General features: G+C 72.3%; 17 protein-coding genes. 5 read left to right on the top strand and 12 right to left on the bottom strand.

Going from position 1 to position 17759, the window contains the following annotated elements; genetic code table 11:
- Positions 1–20: 20 nt before the first annotated feature.
- Genes FS825_RS02395 through FS825_RS02385 form a run of 3 tightly spaced genes read right to left on the bottom strand, consistent with a single transcriptional unit; the run spans position 21 to position 2994 of the window.
- Positions 21–1121 (bottom strand): Gfo/Idh/MocA family protein, encoded by a 1101-nt coding sequence (locus FS825_RS02395; RefSeq protein ID WP_144710499.1) that lies wholly within the window; start codon positions 1119–1121, stop codon positions 21–23.
- Positions 1118–1816 (bottom strand): ThuA domain-containing protein, encoded by a 699-nt coding sequence (locus FS825_RS02390; protein ID WP_144710497.1) that lies wholly within the window; start codon positions 1814–1816, stop codon positions 1118–1120. The genes FS825_RS02395 and FS825_RS02390 overlap by 4 nt, the downstream gene beginning before the upstream one ends.
- Positions 1813–2994: a Gfo/Idh/MocA family protein gene (locus FS825_RS02385; RefSeq protein WP_144710495.1), complete on the bottom strand. Its 1182-nt coding sequence runs from the start codon at positions 2992–2994 to the stop codon at positions 1813–1815. The genes FS825_RS02390 and FS825_RS02385 overlap by 4 nt, the downstream gene beginning before the upstream one ends.
- Positions 2995–3091: 97 nt before the next feature.
- Here FS825_RS02385 and xylA point away from each other — a divergent pair, with 97 nt between their 5' ends.
- From xylA to FS825_RS02370, 3 genes are all read left to right on the top strand, one after another.
- Positions 3092–4285, top strand: a complete 1194-nt coding sequence (gene xylA / locus FS825_RS02380) for a xylose isomerase (protein WP_144710493.1) — start codon at positions 3092–3094, stop codon at positions 4283–4285.
- A complete protein-coding gene (locus FS825_RS02375) occupies positions 4278–5744 on the top strand; it encodes an FGGY family carbohydrate kinase (RefSeq protein ID WP_260980978.1) in 1467 nt (488 codons plus the stop codon). Before xylA ends, FS825_RS02375 begins: the two co-directional genes overlap by 8 nt.
- A 119-nt stretch (positions 5745–5863) precedes the next feature.
- Positions 5864–6853, top strand: coding sequence for an acetylxylan esterase (locus tag FS825_RS02370; RefSeq protein ID WP_144710491.1), 990 nt, complete (start codon positions 5864–5866; stop codon positions 6851–6853).
- Positions 6854–6868: 15 nt separating this feature from the next.
- Here FS825_RS02370 and FS825_RS02365 read toward each other — a convergent pair whose 3' ends face one another.
- The 3 genes from FS825_RS02365 to FS825_RS02355 all read right to left on the bottom strand — a co-directional run bounded on the left by FS825_RS02365 (position 6869) and on the right by FS825_RS02355 (position 8494).
- The gene (locus FS825_RS02365; RefSeq protein ID WP_144710490.1) at positions 6869–7444 is read right to left on the bottom strand and encodes a TetR family transcriptional regulator; all 576 of its coding nucleotides are present in this window, start codon (positions 7442–7444) and stop codon (positions 6869–6871) included.
- Positions 7445–7461: 17 nt separating this feature from the next.
- Positions 7462–7902, bottom strand: a complete 441-nt coding sequence (locus tag FS825_RS02360; RefSeq protein ID WP_144710489.1) for an NUDIX domain-containing protein — start codon at positions 7900–7902, stop codon at positions 7462–7464.
- Positions 7903–8002: 100 nt separating this feature from the next.
- Positions 8003–8494, bottom strand: coding sequence for a MarR family winged helix-turn-helix transcriptional regulator (locus FS825_RS02355; protein ID WP_144710487.1), 492 nt, complete (start codon positions 8492–8494; stop codon positions 8003–8005).
- 89 nt (positions 8495–8583) lie between these two features.
- On the opposite strand from FS825_RS02355, the gene FS825_RS02350 reads away from it, so the two are divergent.
- Positions 8584–9375: an SDR family NAD(P)-dependent oxidoreductase gene (locus tag FS825_RS02350; RefSeq protein ID WP_144710485.1), complete on the top strand. Its 792-nt coding sequence runs from the start codon at positions 8584–8586 to the stop codon at positions 9373–9375.
- 35 nt (positions 9376–9410) lie between these two features.
- Here FS825_RS02350 and FS825_RS02345 read toward each other — a convergent pair whose 3' ends face one another.
- Genes FS825_RS02345 through FS825_RS02320 form a run of 6 tightly spaced genes read right to left on the bottom strand, consistent with a single transcriptional unit; the run spans position 9411 to position 16555 of the window.
- A complete protein-coding gene (locus tag FS825_RS02345; protein ID WP_144710483.1) occupies positions 9411–10385 on the bottom strand; it encodes an NADPH:quinone reductase in 975 nt (324 codons plus the stop codon).
- Complete coding sequence (locus tag FS825_RS02340; RefSeq protein WP_144710481.1) at positions 10382–10843, bottom strand: MarR family winged helix-turn-helix transcriptional regulator; 462 nt, start codon at positions 10841–10843, stop codon at positions 10382–10384. The genes FS825_RS02345 and FS825_RS02340 overlap by 4 nt, the downstream gene beginning before the upstream one ends.
- A 43-nt stretch (positions 10844–10886) precedes the next feature.
- Complete coding sequence (locus FS825_RS02335; protein ID WP_144710479.1) at positions 10887–13355, bottom strand: beta-xylosidase/alpha-l-arabinosidase; 2469 nt, start codon at positions 13353–13355, stop codon at positions 10887–10889.
- Positions 13352–14227, bottom strand: coding sequence for a carbohydrate ABC transporter permease (locus FS825_RS02330; RefSeq protein ID WP_144710477.1), 876 nt, complete (start codon positions 14225–14227; stop codon positions 13352–13354). The genes FS825_RS02335 and FS825_RS02330 overlap by 4 nt, the downstream gene beginning before the upstream one ends.
- On the bottom strand, positions 14224–15252 hold the full coding sequence (locus tag FS825_RS02325; RefSeq protein ID WP_144710475.1) for a carbohydrate ABC transporter permease: 1029 nt from the start codon (positions 15250–15252) through the stop codon (positions 14224–14226). Before FS825_RS02325 ends, FS825_RS02330 begins: the two co-directional genes overlap by 4 nt.
- 7 nt (positions 15253–15259) lie before the next feature.
- Positions 15260–16555, bottom strand: a complete 1296-nt coding sequence (locus FS825_RS02320) for an ABC transporter substrate-binding protein (RefSeq protein WP_144710473.1) — start codon at positions 16553–16555, stop codon at positions 15260–15262.
- 147 nt (positions 16556–16702) lie between these two features.
- Here FS825_RS02320 and FS825_RS02315 point away from each other — a divergent pair, with 147 nt between their 5' ends.
- The gene (locus tag FS825_RS02315; RefSeq protein WP_260980977.1) at positions 16703–17737 is read left to right on the top strand and encodes a LacI family DNA-binding transcriptional regulator; all 1035 of its coding nucleotides are present in this window, start codon (positions 16703–16705) and stop codon (positions 17735–17737) included.
- Positions 17738–17759 lie beyond the last annotated feature (22 nt).

The raw sequence follows: 17759 nt of genomic DNA, 5'->3' as shown, positions 1-17759 counted from the left end.
TTCCTCGCGGGTGGGTCCGGTCACCATGATCCGGGGGTGGCGCCGGCGGGCACGAGCGCGGGCCGGTCGACCCGGGAGTGCACGTCGACCACGGTGTGCTGGCGACCGGCGGTCGTGACCGCTTCCATGACCTCGAGCACGTGGAACGCGAGGTCGCCCGAGGCACGGTGCGGCCGGTCCGTCGCGATCGCGTGCGCCATGTCGGCGAGCCCGTACCCGCGTCCGGCGTCGGCGTACCCGGCGGACACCGGCAGCTCGCGCCACTCCCGGTCGTCGGCGGTGGCGATCGACACCGGGTCGGAGAAGCGGTTCGGGTCGGACACGGCGAGGCTGCCCGCGGTGCCGTGCACCTCGAACAGCGGCGCCCGGGTGGCCCAGACCTCGAACGAGACCGTCATGGTCGAGACCACGCCGTTCGCGTGTTCGAGCACCGCGACCACGTGCGTGTCGATGTCGACCGGGATCGGCGCGCCGGCGAACGGTCCGGTCGCGATGGTCCGCTCGCGGGTGGAGCGCGTGGCGCTGCCGCTGACCCGGGCGACCGGGCCGAAGAACTGGACGAGGCTCGTCAGGTAGTACGGGCCCATGTCGAGCAGGGGGCCGCCACCGGGCTGGTAGTAGAACGCCGGAGCGGGGTGCCAGAGCTCGTGCCCGGGGGCGCTCCACGACACCGCTGCGCCCACCGGGTCACCGATGCGGCCGTCGTCGATCGCCGCGCGGGCGGTCTGGATCCCGGTGCCGAGCACGGTGTCCGGTGCGCTGCCGACCCGCAGGCCCCGTTCCGCGGCGAGGGCCAGGACGGGCGACGCCTCCGCCGTGGCGAGCGCGAGCGGCTTCTCGCCGTAGACGTGCTTGCCGGCCTCGAGCGCACGGGTGGCGACCTCGGCGTGGGCGGCGGGGATCGTGAGGTTGAGCACGACGTCGACGTCGTCCGCGGCGAGGAGGTCGTCGACGCTGGTCCCGCGCACGCCCTGGGCCGCGCCGACGGACTGCGCCCGCTCGACGTCGAGGTCCGCGACTGCGGTGAGGGCGAGCCCGGGCAGGGCCGGGAAGTGCTCGAAGTACTGCTGGCTGATGTTGCCGACGCCGATCACCCCGACGCGGAGCTGCTCGCCGGTCATCGCGCTGCCCACAGGAGTCCGCGCTCGATGATCGTGCGGAGCGGCTGCGACTCGACGACCTCGAGCCGGTGCCCGGGTGCCGAGACGAACACGCGACCCTCGCCCCACTGCCGGGTCCAGATCGCCGGCGCGGTCACCGGTCGGTTCCAGGCGTCGAAGTCCCGGGCCTCCTGCGTGGTCCTGGCCAGGACGTCGTTGTACTCGTCGCTGAGGACCCAGTACTGCTCCGTGACGAGCTCGAAGTCCTCGATCCCCTCGGTGATCGGATGCGATCGCCCGAGGTCGGTGAGGTGCACCGTGTACGGGATGTAGTTGTCGGACTGCTCGCCGGTGCGCTCCGACGGGTGCTTGCCCGCGTGGTGGGCGAACTGGCCGCCGACCATGTGCAGGTAGTCCGCGGTGTTCCGGAAGGCGTCGGCGATCCCGCCGTGCCAGCCGGCGAGTCCGGCACCGCCGAGCACCGCTCGCTGCAGGCCGGCGAATTCGTCGTCGGCGATGGTCGACATCGTGACGACCTGCACGATGAGGTCGACGTCGCTCATGACGGCCTCGTCCGCGTAGACGGCGGTGGAGTCCGACACCCGGACGTCGAACCCGTTGTCCCGCAGGAACGGGACGAACAGGTCGGTGGTCTCGACGGGCTGGTGGCCGTCCCACCCGCCGCGGACGACGAGCGCCTGGCGCTGCCCGGTCATCGGATCGCCGTCCAGCTGCTGCCGTCAGCGGCGCTGCGCTCGACCGCGTCGAGCACGCGCTGCACGTGGAGGCCGTCCTCGAACGACGGCGACGGGTCGGTGCCCGCGACGATCGCCTCGACGAAGTCCTTCACCTCGTGGCTGAAGGTGTGCTCGTACCCGATGAGGTGTCCGGTCGGCCACCACGCCGCCATGTACGGGTGCTCGGGCTCAGTGACGAGGATCCGCTGGAAGCCCTGTTGGCCGGCCGGCGCGGTGGCGTCGTAGATGCGCAGCTCGTTCATCGACTCGAGGTCGAACTGGATCGCGCCGTCCGATCCGCTGATCTCGAGCGTGAGGCCGTTCTTCCGACCGGTCGCGTAGCGCGTGGCCTCGAACGAGCCGATCGCGCCGTCGGCAGCGCCACCGGCGAGCCGACCGAGGAAGAACGCGGCGTCGTCGACGGTGACCTGCCCGCGCTCGCTCGACGCGGTGCCGGACAGCCCGACGCCGTCAGCGAGCAGCGGGCGTTCGGTCACGAAGGTCTCGAGCGTGCCGGACACGGTCGTGAGCTGTGCGCCGGTGACGTGCTCGGCGAGGTCGATGGCGTGCGCGCCGATGTCGCCGAGCGACCCGGAGCCGGCGAGCGCCTTGTCCAGCCGCCACGTCATCGGACCGTCCGCGTCGGCCAACCAGTCCTGCAGGTAGAGCGCGCGGACCTGGCGGACGGTCCCGAGCCTCCCGGCCTCCACCAGCCGCTTCGCGAACGCGATCGCGGGCACCCGACGGTAGCTGAAGCCGACCATCGCGCGGACCCCGTCCGCGCGGGCCGCTGCGGCGGCCGCGGTCATCGCCTCGGCCTCGGCGACGGTGTTGGCGAGCGGCTTCTCGCAGAGCACGTGCTTGCCGGCCTCGAGCGCAGCGATCGCGACCTCGACGTGCGAGGAGCCGGGCGAGCAGATGTCGACGACGTCGATGTCCGGGTCGGTGACCACGGCGCGCCAGTCGGTCGAGGCGCTCTGCCACCCGTACTGCTGCCGCGCGGCTTCGGTCCGTTCGGGATCACGGCCGACGATCACCGCCATCTCCGGTTCGACCCCGAGGTCGAAGAACCTCGGTGCTGTCCGCCAGCCCTGTGAGTGGGCGGCTCCCATGAAGCCGTGGCCCACCATCGCCACTCGAAGTCGGTCCGATGCCATCCGCTCGCTCCTTTGCGATCACGTCCTTGCCAGAGTCAACACTACCGCTTATGTTGGGCGCGGCAACATTTTGTTTCGACGACGAACGGTGACCACCATGGCAACGACGCCCACCCGTGCAGACAAGTTCTCCTTCGGTCTCTGGACCATCGGCTACAACGGCTCCGACCCCTTCGGCGGCCCCACCCGACCCGCGCTCGACGTGGTCGAGGCGGTCGAGAAGCTCGACGAGCTCGGGGCCTACGGCCTGACCTTCCACGACGACGACCTGTTCGCGTTCGGTTCGACCGACGCCGAACGCCAGACGCAGATCGACCGCCTCAAGGGCGCGCTCGAGTCCACCGGCATCGAGGTGCCGATGGTGACGACGAACCTGTTCTCCGCCCCCGTGTTCAAGGACGGCGGCTTCACCTCGAACGACCGCCAGGTACGCCGGTTCGCGCTCCGCAAGGTGCTCCGCAACATCGACCTCGCAGCCGAGCTCGGCGCGAAGACGTTCGTGATGTGGGGCGGCCGCGAGGGTGCCGAGTACGACGCCGCCAAGGACGTGCAGGCCGCACTCGAGCGCTACCGCGAGGCCGTCAACCTCCTCGCCCAGTACGTCACCGACAAGGGCTACGGCATCCGGTTCGCCATCGAGCCGAAGCCGAACGAGCCCCGCGGCGACATCCTCCTGCCGACCCTCGGTCACGCGATCGCCTTCACCGAGACGCTCGAGCGCCCCGAGCTGTTCGGCATCAACCCCGAGGTCGGCCACGAGCAGATGGCGGGCCTGAACTTCACCGCCGGCATCGCCCAGGCGCTCTACCAGGGCAAGCTCTTCCACATCGACCTCAACGGCCAGCGCGGCATCAAGTACGACCAGGACCTCGTGTTCGGTCACGGCGACCTGCAGAACGCGTTCTCGCTCGTCGACCTGCTCGAGCACGGTGCCCCGCAGGGCGGCCCGGCGTACGACGGCCCGCGCCACTTCGACTACAAGCCGAGCCGCACCGAGGACATCTCGGGTGTCTGGGACTCGGCGGCCGCGAACATGCGCATGTACCTGCTCCTCAAGGAGCGTGCCGAGGCGTTCCGCGCCGACCCCGAGGTGCAGGCAGCCCTCGAGGCGTCGAAGGTCCCGGAGCTGAGCACCCCGACGCTGAACAGCGGCGAGTCGTACGACGACTTCCTCGCCGACCGCTCCGCGTTCGAGGACTTCGACGCCGAGGCGTACTTCGGCGGCAAGGGCTTCGGCTTCGTGAAGCTGCAGCAGCTCGCCATCGAGCACCTCATGGGCGCTCGTGGCTGAGCTGGTCGCCGGGGTCGACTCGTCGACCCAGTCCTGCAAGGTCACCGTCCGTGACGCATCGACGGGCGCGGTCGTCCGGGAGGGACGCGCATCCCACCCGGACGGCACGTCCGTCGACCCCCGCCACTGGTGGGACGCGCTCGGCACCGCGATCGCGGAGGCCGGCGGGCTCGCCGACGTCGGCGCGATCGCGATCGCCGGGCAGCAGCACGGCATGGTCGCGCTCGACGCCGACGGCCGGGTCGTGCGCGACGCGCTGCTCTGGAACGACGTGCGCAGTGCGGACGCGGCCGCGCAGATGGTCGCGGAACTCGGCCAGGAGGCGTGGGTCGCCCGCACGGGACTCGTCCCGGTCGCGTCGTTCACCGGCACCAAGCTGCGGTGGCTCCGCGACGCCGAGCCGGAGAACGCCGCCCGGGTCGCCGCCGTCGCGCTCCCCCACGACTGGTTGTCGTGGCGGCTGCGCGGGTACGGTCCCGCCGACGAGAGCCCGCTCGGCCCCGACCTCGACGCGCTCGCGACCGACGGCTCGGACGCCAGCGGCACGGCGTACTGGGACCCGGTGCGCCGCGAGTACGACCCGGAGCTGTTCCAGCTCGCGTTCGGCCGGCCCCTCCGCACCGCCGAGACCGGGGACGAGGACGCCGTGGTCGTGCCGCGGGTCGTCGCCCCCGACGAGGCGATGGGCACGCTCGACGTCGACGTCCCGCTGCCGAACGGTGCCGTGGCACCCGCCGGACTGGTCGTCGGCCCGGGGCTCGGCGACAACGCCGGGGCAGCGCTCGGCCTCGGGCTCGGCCCGGGTGACGTCGCGGTGTCCCTCGGCACGAGCGGCACGGTCTTCGGGGTCACCGACGCCGAGGTGACGGACCCGAGCGGGACCGTGGCGGGCTTCGCCGACGGGACCGGGTCGCGCCTCCCGATCGTCACCACGCTCAACGCGGCCCGCGTGCTCGAGGTGATCGGCGGTCTGCTCGGCGTGGACCACGACGAGCTCGGGGCGCTGGCGCTCCAGGCGCCGGCGGGGGCGGACGGGCTCGTGCTCGTGCCGTACTTCGTCGGCGAGCGCACCCCGAACCGGCCGGACGCGACCGCGTCCCTCGTCGGGATGACCCCGGGGACCACGGACCGGGCGCACCTCGCTCGTGCCGCGGTCGAGGGGATGCTCTGCGCGCTCGCCGACGGGCTCGCCGCCGTCGAGGGCACCGGGGTCACCGTGGACCGGCTCCTCCTCATCGGTGGAGCCGCCCGCAACGAGGCAGTCCGGGCTGTCGCCGCGCAGGTGTTCGGGCGCGACGTCCTCGTGCCGGAGCCCGGCGAGTACGTCGCCGCCGGTGCCGCGAAGCAGGCCGCGTGGATCCTCACCGGGACCCTGCCCGCCTGGGACCTCGACACCGCCGTCGTCCCCGGCGACCCGCACCCCGGGGTCCTCGAGCAGTACCGCGCCGCCGCGCGCTGACCGTCCCGCCGGGACGACGTCCGCGATGCCTGGCACGATCGGGCATACCTGGTCGGAACGATCGACCGGGTACGCCCGATCCGTGCGGGTACCACCCACACACGATGCCTGGAGGCCCCATGCCGTTCACCGATCTCCCGCTCGACCAGCTCCGGGAGTACCGGCCGACGCTGCGGCGCCCCGACGACTTCGACGCGTTCTGGGCCGACACCATCGCCGGCGCCCGGGCCGCGGACACCGGGACCGAACCGCTGCTCGAGGCCGCGGACACCCCGGTCACCGGGCTCGTCATCGAGGACCTGACCTTCCCGGGATTCGCCGGCGACCCGGTGCGGGCCTGGGTCTCCCGCCCGGTCGGGGCGTCGGGCCCCCTGCCCGTCGTCGTCGAGTTCCTCGGCTACAACGGCGGCCGCGGACTGCCGGGCGAACGGGTCGCGTGGGCCCTCGCCGGGTACGTGCACGTGGTCATGGACACCCGCGGGCAGGGCAGCGGCTGGGGTTCCGGCGGGGACACCCCCGACCCGCACGGCTCGGGGCCGCACATCGGCGGGTGGATGACCGCCGGCATCGACTCCCCCGCCGACCACTACTACCGGCGCGTGTACACCGACGCCGTCCGGCTCGTCGACGCCGTCCGGACGCTCCCCGGCGTCGACCCGGACCGCATCGCACTGACCGGCGGGAGCCAGGGCGGCGGGATCACGATCGCCGCGGCCGCCCTCGTCGAGGCGCACACCGGGCCGCTCGTCGCCGTGCTGCCCGACGTCGCGTTCCTCAGCGACTGGGAGAACGGCACCGCCGTCGCCGTCGGCGGCCCCTACCTCGAGCTCGCGCAGTACCTGTCGGTCCACCGTGACGCGGTCGACACCGTGTGGCGCACCGCCGCCTACTTCGACGGGGTGCACTTCGCCGCCGGGATCACCGCGCCCGCGCTGTTCTCGGTGGCGCTCATGGACGACGTCGTGCCGCCGCGGACGACCTTCGCGGCGTACAACGCACTGGGGTCCGCCGACACGGCCATCGAGGTCTACCCCTACAACGGCCACGAGGGCGGCGGGTTCGCGCACTGGGAGCGTCAGGCGGCGTTCCTCCGCGCTCGGATCGGCTGACCCGGGCGGGGCCCGTCAGCGGCCGAGCAGGGCGGTGACCGCGTCGACCACGACCTGGCGTCGGCGCGCCGGGACCACCGCGCCCGTGAGCGCGTCGAACTCCGGTGAGGCATCGCTCCAGAACGCGGCGAGGTGCAGGACGAGCCCGAGCAGCACCGCCGGACGGTACGCCCGCGGCAGGACACCCGCACGCTGGGCGCGCTCGACCTCGGCGACGGCGGCGGCGTTCCGCTCCACGATCGCCTCGAGCGGAGCGACCCGACCGCGTTCGAGCCGGTGCCAGGTCAGCAGTCGGGGACCCCAGGGCCGTCGGACCGCGGCGTCGTGCAGGCGCCCGGCCCACTCCGGCAGGTCGGCGGTGTCGAGCGGGACCTCGTCGAACGTCTCGGTCACGGTCTGGGCGACGAGGGCGTCGAACAGGCCCTCCTTGCTGCCGAAGTAGTGGAAGACCTGCGCCTTGTTGCTCGCCGCCGCCGCGGTGATCCGCTCGAGCCGGGCGCCGGCGAGCCCGGCGGCCGCGAACTCGTCCCGTGACGCGAGCAGCAGCCGTGCGCGCATCGCATCGCTGGCGGGGGGCGTGAAACTGGCCATGGCGACCACCGTACCGATCAGCGGGTGCCCGGACCGAACCGGGGCGGGTGGCGCGCGAGCAGGTCGAGGATGCCCTCGGGGAACACAGGTGTCGTGGTGTCGACGGGCACCCACCGCACCGGGCTCCCCTCATCGAGCACGACGAGCTCGGCCTCGAGCGGCACCGCGTCGAGCGCCGCGGAACGGACCGTGAAGACGTGCACGACCTCGTGTCCCGGCACGCCCTCGTACACGAACAGGTTCTCGAGCACCCCGAGGGGCTCGGCCGCGTCGAGCTCGACCTCGAGCTCCTCACGGAACTCCCGGCGGAGCGCCTCGACCGCCAGCTCCCCGAACTCGATGCCGCCGCCGACGGCTCGATGGAACCGGAGCCCGCGGACCCGGTCGACCGACTCCGACACGAGCACGTGCCCGTCCTTGACCGGCAGGCCGACGGCGATGTTCCGGATGCTCCCCATCCGACCACCCTGCCACCGGTCGCGGGACGCGGTGGTCCGGCACTGCTGACGGACTGGAGGCGCGGTGCGGGCCCGCACCGCGCCTCCAGTCCGCCAGGGATCAGCGGGCGGGCGGCGTCCAGACCGGCGCGCCGTCCACGGTCTCGGCGATGCGCCGGCTGATCGCGCCGAGCTGGCGCACCTGGGTCGGGGTGAGCGCGTCGAACACGACCCGGCGGACGAGTGCCTCGTGCCCAGGGGTGGCGGCGACGACCTGCTCGTGACCGGCGTCGGTGAGCTCGGCCAGGGTGAAGCGCCCGTCAGCGGGGTCGACGACACGGTGGACCCACCCCTTCCCCTCGAGCCTGGTCACGGCGCGGGACAACCGCGAGAGCGTGCAGCTCGCGTACCCGGCGAGGACGCTCAGCCGGAGCACCCGGTCGGGCGCGCTGTCGAGGGCGAACAGGATGCCGTGCTCGAAGTGCGTCACACCGCTGTCGGCCTGGAGTTGCGCGTCCAGCGCGGTCGGGAGCCGCTCGAGCAGGGTCGCGAGGGCAGCCCACACCTCGCGCTGCTCAGCGGTCAGCGATCCGGGTCCGTCAGGGTCGGGCACGTGTCGATGCTAGCAGCCTGACTTGCTCAGGCAAGTCAGGCTGCGTACTGTCACTTGCCTGAGCAAGTCAAGGACGGACAGGAGCGGACATGGACCTCGGACTCATCGGCAGGACGGCCTTCGTCAGCGGGTCGACGCAGGGCATCGGGTACGCGATCGCGGCCACCCTGGCGGCGGAGGGCGCCCGGGTGGTGCTGAACGGCCGGGACCCGGACCGGGTGGACGCCGCGGTGGCACGGCTGCGGAGCGCTCAGCCCGGCGCGAAGGTGTCCGGCGCCGCCGCCGACCTCGGCGACGCGGAGCAGGTGGACGCGCTCCTCGGACGCCTGCCCGAGATCGACGTCCTCGTGAACAACGTCGGGCTGTTCGGCCTGGCGGACTTCGAGTCGGTCGACGACGACGAGTGGGCCCGGTACCTCGACGTCAACCTGATGAGCGGCGTCCGGCTGTCCCGCGCCCTCCTCGGCCCGATGCTCGACCGCGGGTGGGGTCGCATCGTGTTCATCAGCAGCGAGTCCGGCGTGAACGTGCCCGTCGACATGGTCCACTACGGCGTGACGAAGGCGGCGGTGATCGCGCTCGGGAACGGCCTCGCGAAGCGCACCCGCGGGACCGGCGTCACGGTCAACACGGTGCTGGGCGGTCCGACCTGGTCGGACGGGGTCGCCTCGGCGGTTGAGTCGGTCGCGGCAGCGCAGTCCGCTCCGGTCGAGGCGGTGCGGGCGGCGGTGATCGGCCAGAACCGGACGACGCTGCTCGAACGGTTCATCGCGCCCGAGGAGATCGCGCACCTGGTCGCCTACCTGGCGAGTCCGCTGTCCTCGGCGACGAACGGCGCGGCGGTCCGGGCGGACGGCGGGGTCCTGACCGCGATGCTCTGAGCAAGACCGCTCGATGCGCGCCGCCGCCCCCGGCGTCAGCGACCGGTGTCGAGCAGCACCCGGCCCCCACGACCGGCATCGACCAGGTCGTGCGCGGCCGCGACCTCGGACAACGGCAGGACGGTTCCGATCGTCACCGACAGCTCGCCCCGGTCCGCCGCGGCGACCAGGTCCTCCATCGCCCGGCGCTTGACGTCCGCGGCGAAGTCGTCGCTCCCGAGGAACCGGACGAGGACGTTGGCGAACAGCAGCGGCGGGAACGGCAGGTCGACCCGCTCCCCGCGTGCGAAGTACGTGGCGATGACCCCGTCGTTCGCGATCACCGCGGCATCGAGGTCGGCGTTCGCGTCGAGCGCGACCTCGACGACCCGGTCGACTCCGTCCGGTGCGATCGCCCGGATCGCAGCGGCCGGGTCCGTGTCGAGCGCGACGACGTTCACCCCGGGGAACGCGACCCCGTCGAGGTCGGCGGTGCGGCGGACCGTCCCGACGACGGTCGCGCCGTCGGCGACCGCGAGCTGCGCCGCGATCGACCCCACCGCCCCGCGGACGCCCTGCACGAGCACGGTCTTGCCCCGGACGGACCCGTCGGCGAACACCGCACGGTGCGCGGTGACCCCGGGGATGCCGAGCGCCGCCGCGACGTCGTCGTCGACCCCGTCCGGCAGCGGGACGGCGAGCCCCGCGGGGACGACGACGTACTCGGCAGCGGTGCCGTACTGCCGGTACGACTGCGCCCCGTACACGGCGACGCGCGTGCCGGCCAGGGCGCCGGGGACCCCGTCGCCGACCAGGTCGACCACGCCGGCGCCGTCGCTGTGCGGGACCACCCGCGGGTACGGCATCGCCGACCCGAGCCAGCCCTCGCGCTTCTTCGTGTCGCCGGGGTTGATGCCCGAGCGGGTGAGCCGGACGCGGACCTCGCCGGCGCCGGGCTCGGGTGTCGCGACCTCGCCGGTGCGGAGGACGTCCCCCGCCGGTCCCTGCTCGTCGTACCAGGCTGCCTTCATCGGGTTCGTTCCTCTCGTTCGTCCGCGGGCCCACGACGGAGCGCGCGGAGCAGTCGTTCGGCCTGGTCCACCTCGGCGGGTCCCAGTCGGTCGCCGAGGCGTCGGTCGAGCGCCGCGTCGAACGCGGCACGCGCGCCGGCGAGCACCTCGACGCCGGCCGGCGTGAGCACGAAGAACCACGAGCGGCCGTCGTCCGGGTTCGCGAGGCGCTCGCAGAGACCGTCGGCACGGATCCGCTCGACGAGCTTGCTCGCCCCGCCTCGGGTGATCGAGAGCGCGTCGGCGATGTCCGCCACCCGGCAGTCCGGCGTCGCGTCCATGACCGACATCGGCTCGAACCGGCTCAGCGGCACGCCGCACACGGCGACCATCTCGGCGTCGACGTCCGACCAGACCTCGGTCTCGGCCCGGATCAGCGCGTCGAAGAGCGATCGCAGACGCGCTGACCCGGACCTCATGGTCCCAATCTAGTTTCCATGGAAACCAGTTCGCAACCGTTCGCTAGACGCGCTCCCACGTGACGACCCGCTCGTCGGACGCCTGCACCTCGCGCACCGGACCGGTGACCCGCACGACCGCACGGTCCGTCGCCGAGCCGGGCACGGGCCGTGGACCCGACCCACGACCGACCGCGACGATCCCGTCGGCGTGCACCGTGCCTCCCGGCCGAGACGCCGCCGCGTGCGACGCGACCCACACCTGCACGTCCCCCGGTTCCACGACCCGCTGCATCGCGCGGTCGCTGAACGCGAACCGCTGCACGGGCACCCTGAACCGCAGCCGGGCCGACTCCCCCGCGCCGAGCGCGACGCGGGCGTAGCCGATCAACTGGACGAGGGGCCGCGTGACCGACCCCTGCACGTCGTGCCCGTACAGCTGGACGACGTCCTCGCCGGCGCGCTCCCCGGTGTTCGTGACGGTCACCGTCGCGGCGAACGCACCGTCCGTGCTCACCGACTCGTCGACGACGAGGTCGGTGTACCCGAACGAGGTGTACCCGAGACCGAACCCGAACGGCCGCACGGGCGTCGAGTCGGTCGCCGTCACGTCGGACGGGCCGCCGAGGCGCGGGTGGAGGTACGTGTACGGCTGCGCTCCCGCGGCACGCGGCAGCGACACCGGCAGGCGGCCGGACGGCGACGCGACCCCGGTGAGCAGGTCCGCGATGGCCAGGCCGCCGCCCTCGCCCGGGAAGAACGCCTGCACGACCGCGGCGGGTCCGGTCGCGGGGTCGTCGAGCGCCCAGCCGACGGCGTACGGCCGACCGGTGAGGAGCACCACGACCGTCGGGGTGCCGGTCGCGACGACCGCCTCGACGAGTTCGCGCTGCACCCCGGGCAGGTCGAGCGACTCGGTGTCGTTGCCCTCGCCGACGGTGCCGCGGCCGAACAGTCCGGCCTGGTCGCCGACGACGACCACGGCGACGTCCGACCCCGTGGCGACGGCGACCGCGTCCGCGAACCCGGACCGGTCGGCGCCGGTGACGGCGCAGCCGGCGGCGTACCGGACGGCGGAGGACCCGAGCGCTTCCGTGAGCGCCTCACGCACCGTGGGGATGCTGAAGCCGAGCGGGAGCTCGGGGTACCCGGCGAGCACGTGGTTCGCGAACGAGTAGCAGCCCTGCAGCGCTTCCGCGCGGTCGGCGTTCGGGCCGAGCAGCGCGACCGTGGCACCTGGGCGGACCGGGAGGACCGGGGACGATCCCCCGGCGGACTCGTTCGACAGCAGCACGAGGGACCGTGCCGCGAGCTGTCGCGCGAGCGAGCGGTGCAGCGGCGAGTCGAGGTCGAAGCCGGTCGGTGGCTCGTCCTCGAACGCCGACGGGTCGAGCAGCCCGAGGCGCTCCTTCTGCCGGAGCACCCGGAGCACGGCGCGGTCGACGAGCGCCTCGTCCACCAGGCCCGCTCGGACGCGGTCCACCAGCGGCGCGAGGTAGGCGTCCCCGGTGGGCAGTTCGACGTCGATCCCGGCGGTCAGCGCGAGCTCGGCGGCCTCACCGCGGTCGGCGGCGATGCCGTGCATGACCTCGAGGAAGGCGACCGAGAAGTAGTCCGCGACGACGGTCCCCTCGAACCCGAGCCGGTCGCGGAGCAGGTCGGTGAGGAGGGCGCCGTTCGCCGCGACGGGCACGCCGTCGATCTCGGCGTACGAGTTCATCACGCTCCGTGCGGGTCCGTCCCGCAGCGCCATCTCGAACGGCGGCAGGAAGACGTCGGCGACCTCGCGCGGTCCGGCGTGCACGGGCGCGTGGTTCCGCCCGGCCTGCGAGGCCGAGTACCCGAGGAAGTGCTTGAGCGTCGCGTCGACCCCGGTGGACTGCAGCCCCTTGACGTACGCCGTGCCGATCGTCCCGACCAGGTACGGGTCCTCGCCGATGCACTCGTCGACGCGCCCCCACCGTGGGTCGCGGATGACGTCGAGGACGGGCGCGAGACCCTGGTGGACGCCGAGCGTGCGCATGGACGCGCCGATCGCCGTCCCCACCTGCTCGACGAGGTCCGGGTCGAACGCCGCGCCCCACGCCAGCGGCGTCGGGAACGTGGCGGCCTTCCACGCGGCGAGGCCGGTGAGGCACTCCTCGTGCACGAGCGCCGGGATCCCGAGGCGCGTCTCGCGCTTGAGCCGCCGCTGCTCGGCCCACAGCCACGCGGCGCGCTCGTCCGGTTCGACCGGACGGGTGCCGTACACGCGGGTGAACTGGCCGATGCCGTGGCGGGTGATGTCGGCGAGGGTGCGGCCGCCGTCGGCGTCCTGGTGGGCCGCCATCTCGCCCTGCATCGGCGCGACGACACCGTTCTGGTCGAGCCAGTAGCCGACCAGCTGGGCGGCCTTCTCCTCGAGCGTCATCGCGGCGAGGAGCGCGGTGGCGCGGTCGGTCGTGGTGCTGTCGGTGCTGTCGACGGGGTGGCCGGCGTCGGACTGGAGGCGCGGCTCGCGCCCGGCGGTCCGGGTCGCGTCGGTCGCCGTCATCCCTTGACCGCCCCGGTCAGGCCGCCGACGATGCGGCGCTGGAACACGGCGAAGAACACGAGCGCCGGGATCATCGACAGCGAGGTGAATGCGAGGACCTTGGCGGTGTCGACGGAGTACTGCGACGAGAACGCCTGGACGCCGAGGGGCAGCGTGTACGCCGACGCGTCGTTGAGGATGAACAGCGGCAGGATGTAGCTGTTCCAGCTGCCGATGAACGCGAGGATCCCGACCGTGACGACGCCGGGCAGCGACAGCGGCACGACCATCCGGAAGAAGAACCCGAGCCGGCTCGCACCGTCGATCGCGGCGGCCTCCTCGAGCTCGTCCGGGATCGCCCGGAGGAACGGCACGAGGATGATGACGGTCGTCGGCAGCGCGAACGCGATCTGCGGCAGGATCACCCCGGCGAGGCTGTTCGTCAGACCGAGGTCCTTGACGAGCAGGTACAGCGGCGTGATCGCGACGGTGATCGGGAACATCAGGCCCGCCGCGAACAGGGAGTACAGCGCGCCGCGACCGCGGAACCGGTAGCGGGCGAGGACGTAGCTCACCATGAGGCCGAGCACGACGACGCCGAGCGTGGTGGCGACGCCGGCGATCACGGAGTTGCCGAGCTGCTGCCAGAACACCCCGCTGGAGAGCACCGAGACGTAGTTCCCGATCTGCCAGGGGTTCGGGAGGCCGGCGGGGCTCGCGGTGATCTGCGAGTTGCTCCGGAACCCGCCGAGCACGATGTACAGCACCGGGCCGACGCACACCGCGATGAAGAGCACCGCGATGAAGTACGTGCCGAGGTTGCGTTCGCGGCGCACCGGCCCGGATTCCCGGGGGCGGCGCTTCGGCGCGACGATGGAGGCGGTGGCGGTCATCGGTCGCCCTTCTCGGTGAGGGCGCCGGCGGTGTCGCGGCGCAGGACGAACCGCTGGTAGACGAGGGCGACGACCAGCGAGATGAGGAAGATGACCACGGCGACGGCGTTGCCGTACCCGTAGTTCCCGGACAGGCGCCCGTTGGAGACCATGTACGTCGCCATCGTCGAGGTGCCGGCGGTCGCGGCGATGTACTGACCCCAGATGATGTACACGAGGTCGAAGAGCTGCAGCGACCCGATGATCGACAGGAACGCCCAGATGCGGACGGTCGGGCCGAGGAGCGGCAGGGTGATCCGCCGCTGCATCTGCCAGTAGCTCGCGCCGTCGAGCTGCGCGGCCTCGAAGAGCTCCTCGGGGATGCTCTGCAGACCGGCGAGGAACAGGATCACCGCGAAGCCGATGTACTTCCACGAGATGATCGCGAGGAGGGTCCAGATCGCGATGTCCGGGTTCGACAGCCAGTCGGCGCGGAGGGCGCCGAGCCCGACCGCCTGCAGCAGGTCGTTGACGGCGCCGCTGGACTGCAGCATGAGGCTCCAGCCCGTCCCGACGATCACCTCGGAGATGACGTACGGCAGGAAGATGAGCACGCGGATGAGGCCGCGGCCGCGGATCCGCTGGTTGAGCAGCAGCGCGAGGATGATCGCGACCGGCCCCTGCACGAGGAGGGATCCGACCACGATGAAGAGGTTGTGCCAGAGCACGCCGCGGAAGTCCGGGTCGGTGAAGATCACCGCGTAGTTCTGGAGACCGACGAAGTCGGTGGGGGTGCCGTAGCCCTGCCACTTGTAGAAGCCGTAGTAGGCGGCGAGTGCGACGGGCAGGATCACGAACCCGACGAACATGATCGTGGCCGGTCCGGCGAGGACGGCTATCTCGACCCGGGTGCGGACGTCCGTGCCCTTGCGGGCCCGGCGGACCGGGGCCGACGGCGAACCGTCGGCCCCGGTCTGCGGACGACCGGCCCCGGACCGCGCGTCTCCGGATCGTTCCGGGGAGCGGGGTGCGACGGAGGTGGTCATAGGTGGCTCAGCCCTTCGATGCGGCCTGGTTGACGGTCGACACGATGTCGGAGACGGACCCCTTGCCGGCGAGCAGGTTGACGACGCTCGTGTTGAGGGCGTTGCCGACGTTCTGCCCGTAGACGGTGTCGAGGTAGTTCGACACGAACGGCGCCTTGTTGTACGCCTCGAGGACGCTCTTCAGGTACGGCTCGGTGACGACGGACTGCGCCGACTGGTTCGCCGGGATCGCGTTGAAGGCCTTGTAGTAGGCCTCCTGCACGGGCTTCTCGGTCATGTAGTTGAGGAAGTCGGTGCAGGCCTTCTTCGGGGCCTTGGCCGAGCAGGAGTAGCCGTCGACGGCGCCCATCATCGAGCCGGGTGCGCCCTTGCCGCCGGAGACCTCCGGGAACGGGAAGAAGCCGAGGTCGGCGAGGGGCTTGCCGTCCGGGGTGAGCGAGGAGATCACGCCCGGGTCCCAGGCGCCCATGAGCTCCATCGCGGCCTTGTGGTTCGCGACGAGACCGGCGGAGCTGCCGGCACCCTGCTGGGCTGCGGTGGTGAGGTAGCCGTCGTTGAACGGCTTCGTGTCGAAGAACGCCTTGGTGTCCTTGCCCGCCTGCGTCCAGCAGGCGTTCGTGAACTTGAGGTCCTGGGCGGTCTTGGTCAGGGTGCTCTCGCTGCAGGCGCGGAGCGCGAAGTTGTAGTACCAGTGCGCTGCCGGCCAGGCGTCCTTGGCGCCCACGGCGACCGGCTGGATGTTCGCGTCCTTGAGCTTCTGGATGTCGGCGTTGAGCTCGTCCATCGTGGTGGGCGTGCCCTTGATGCCGGCCTGCTCGAAGAGGTCCTGGCTGTACCAGATGCCCTCGGGGTTGACGTCGACCGGCATGGCCCACGTCTTCCCGTCCTGCTTGTACCCACCGAACGCGCCGTCGCTGATCTCGCTCTTCGCGGTCTTGCCGATCGAGCCGGAGATGTCCATCAGCTGGCCGGCGTTGACCATGGCGGCCATCTTGCCGCCGCCGCGCTGCAGGAACACGTCGGGGGCCGAACCGGAGTTGAGGGCGGTCTGGAGCTTGCCGTCCAGGTCCTCGTTCTGGATCGCCTGGATCTTGATGGTGACGTTCGGGTTCTTCGCCTCGAAGTCCTTGACGGTCTTCTCCCAGAACGCCTTGCCGGGACCGGTCGTCGAGTTGTGCCAGAAGGTCATCGTGACCTTGCCGTCACCGCTCGCGGCGTCGCTCCCTGTCGAGCAGCCTGCGGCCACCAGTGCTGTCGCCCCGATCAGCGCGATGGCTGCCGCGGCACGGATCTTCCTCGTCATCGTGGAACTCCTCGAGTGTCGTCGTTGACATGCAGCGACATCGACTGCCGCTGCGGAGAGCGTGCCAGGTGTCCGGGACCGTTGTCAATCGATATCGATAACGTTTTCTTTACCGATTCCGCGCCGGGGCAGCGGTACGGTGAGCACATGGACACGGCCCTGGGCATGCGTCCCGGAGCCGGCCGGGTCACGATCGCGGACGTCGCCCGCGCCGCCGGGGTCTCGATCCCCACGGTGTCGAAGGTGATCAACCAGCGGGACGGCGTGGCGTCGGCGACGATGCTCCGCGTGCAGCAGGTGGTCGAGGAGCTCGGGTACGAGACGTCCCTCGTGGCCAGGAGCCTCCGGAGTTCCCGGACCGGGGTCGTCGGCATCCTGGTCCCCGAGTTCGAACCGTTCTCCACCGAGCTCCTCCGCGGGATCTCCCGCGCCACCACCGGGACCGGCTACGAACTGCTCGCCTACGCGGGACTCGTCACGGGCGCCGACCAACCGGGGTGGGAGCGGCGTTCGCTCTCCCGCCTCTCCGGCACCCTCATCGACGGCGCCATCGTGGTGACGCCCACCACGGCACTGTCGAGCTCGTCGATCCCCGTCGTCGCCATCGACCCGCACACCGGGCCGGAAGGGCACGCCACGGTCGACGCCGACAACGAGGACGGGGCCGTCCAGGCGGTCGAGCACCTCCTCGCGCTCGGGCACACCCGGATCGCGCACGTGCGGGGTCGCGCCGACCTCGCCTCCGCCCAACTGCGCGAGGCCGGGTACCGTCGCGCGCTCGTCGCCGCGGGGATCCCCGTGGACGAGCGACTCGTGCGGGACGGCGGGTACCAGGAGGACCAGTCCGCCGCGGTCGCCCACGAACTCCTCGCCACGGCCGACCGGCCCACCGCGGTGTTCGCCGCGAACGACTCCTCCGCCGTCGGCGTGCTCCGCGCGGCCGCCGGCCTCGGCCTGCGCGTGCCGGCCGACCTGTCGGTGGTCGGTTTCGACGACGTGCCGCAGGCATCGAGCACCGAGCCACCGCTGACCACGGTCGCGCAACCGCTCACCGAGCTCGGGTCGCGCGCGGTCGAGATGCTCCTCACGATGCTGCGCGGGGAGCAGTCGTCCGACCACGTCCGGTTGCCCACGACGCTGCGCGTCCGCCGGAGCACGGGCCCCGCGCCGACCACGCCCTGACCCCGGCGGGCCGAGCGCGGCC

Origin of the sequence: Curtobacterium pusillum, from assembly GCF_007680845.1 — a bacterium.
GTDB classification, from domain to species: domain Bacteria; phylum Actinomycetota; class Actinomycetes; order Actinomycetales; family Microbacteriaceae; genus Curtobacterium; species Curtobacterium pusillum_B.
Note: the sequence above shows the minus strand (reverse complement) of the source record. Positions and strands in the feature narration are given on the sequence as shown.

What these genes read in the sequence shown, in the direction of transcription:
- FS825_RS02360 (WP_144710489.1), bottom strand. Translation starts at nt 7,902, where the DNA reads ATGGGGAGCATCCGGAACATCGCCGTCGGCCTGCCGGTCAAGGACGGG.
- FS825_RS02350 (WP_144710485.1), top strand. Translation starts at nt 8,584, where the DNA reads ATGGACCTCGGACTCATCGGCAGGACGGCCTTCGTCAGCGGGTCGACG.
- FS825_RS02320 (WP_144710473.1), bottom strand. Translation starts at nt 16,555, where the DNA reads ATGACGAGGAAGATCCGTGCCGCGGCAGCCATCGCGCTGATCGGGGCG.
- FS825_RS02325 (WP_144710475.1), bottom strand. Translation starts at nt 15,252, where the DNA reads ATGACCACCTCCGTCGCACCCCGCTCCCCGGAACGATCCGGAGACGCG.
- FS825_RS02330 (WP_144710477.1), bottom strand. Translation starts at nt 14,227, where the DNA reads ATGACCGCCACCGCCTCCATCGTCGCGCCGAAGCGCCGCCCCCGGGAA.
- FS825_RS02345 (WP_144710483.1), bottom strand. Translation starts at nt 10,385, where the DNA reads ATGAAGGCAGCCTGGTACGACGAGCAGGGACCGGCGGGGGACGTCCTC.
- FS825_RS02385 (WP_144710495.1), bottom strand. Translation starts at nt 2,994, where the DNA reads ATGGCATCGGACCGACTTCGAGTGGCGATGGTGGGCCACGGCTTCATG.
- FS825_RS02315 (WP_260980977.1), top strand. Translation starts at nt 16,703, where the DNA reads ATGGACACGGCCCTGGGCATGCGTCCCGGAGCCGGCCGGGTCACGATC.
- FS825_RS02340 (WP_144710481.1), bottom strand. Translation starts at nt 10,843, where the DNA reads ATGAGGTCCGGGTCAGCGCGTCTGCGATCGCTCTTCGACGCGCTGATC.
- FS825_RS02365 (WP_144710490.1), bottom strand. Translation starts at nt 7,444, where the DNA reads ATGGCCAGTTTCACGCCCCCCGCCAGCGATGCGATGCGCGCACGGCTG.
- FS825_RS02390 (WP_144710497.1), bottom strand. Translation starts at nt 1,816, where the DNA reads ATGACCGGGCAGCGCCAGGCGCTCGTCGTCCGCGGCGGGTGGGACGGC.
- FS825_RS02395 (WP_144710499.1), bottom strand. Translation starts at nt 1,121, where the DNA reads ATGACCGGCGAGCAGCTCCGCGTCGGGGTGATCGGCGTCGGCAACATC.
- FS825_RS02370 (WP_144710491.1), top strand. Translation starts at nt 5,864, where the DNA reads ATGCCGTTCACCGATCTCCCGCTCGACCAGCTCCGGGAGTACCGGCCG.
- FS825_RS02335 (WP_144710479.1), bottom strand. Translation starts at nt 13,355, where the DNA reads ATGACGGCGACCGACGCGACCCGGACCGCCGGGCGCGAGCCGCGCCTC.
- xylA (WP_144710493.1), top strand. Translation starts at nt 3,092, where the DNA reads ATGGCAACGACGCCCACCCGTGCAGACAAGTTCTCCTTCGGTCTCTGG.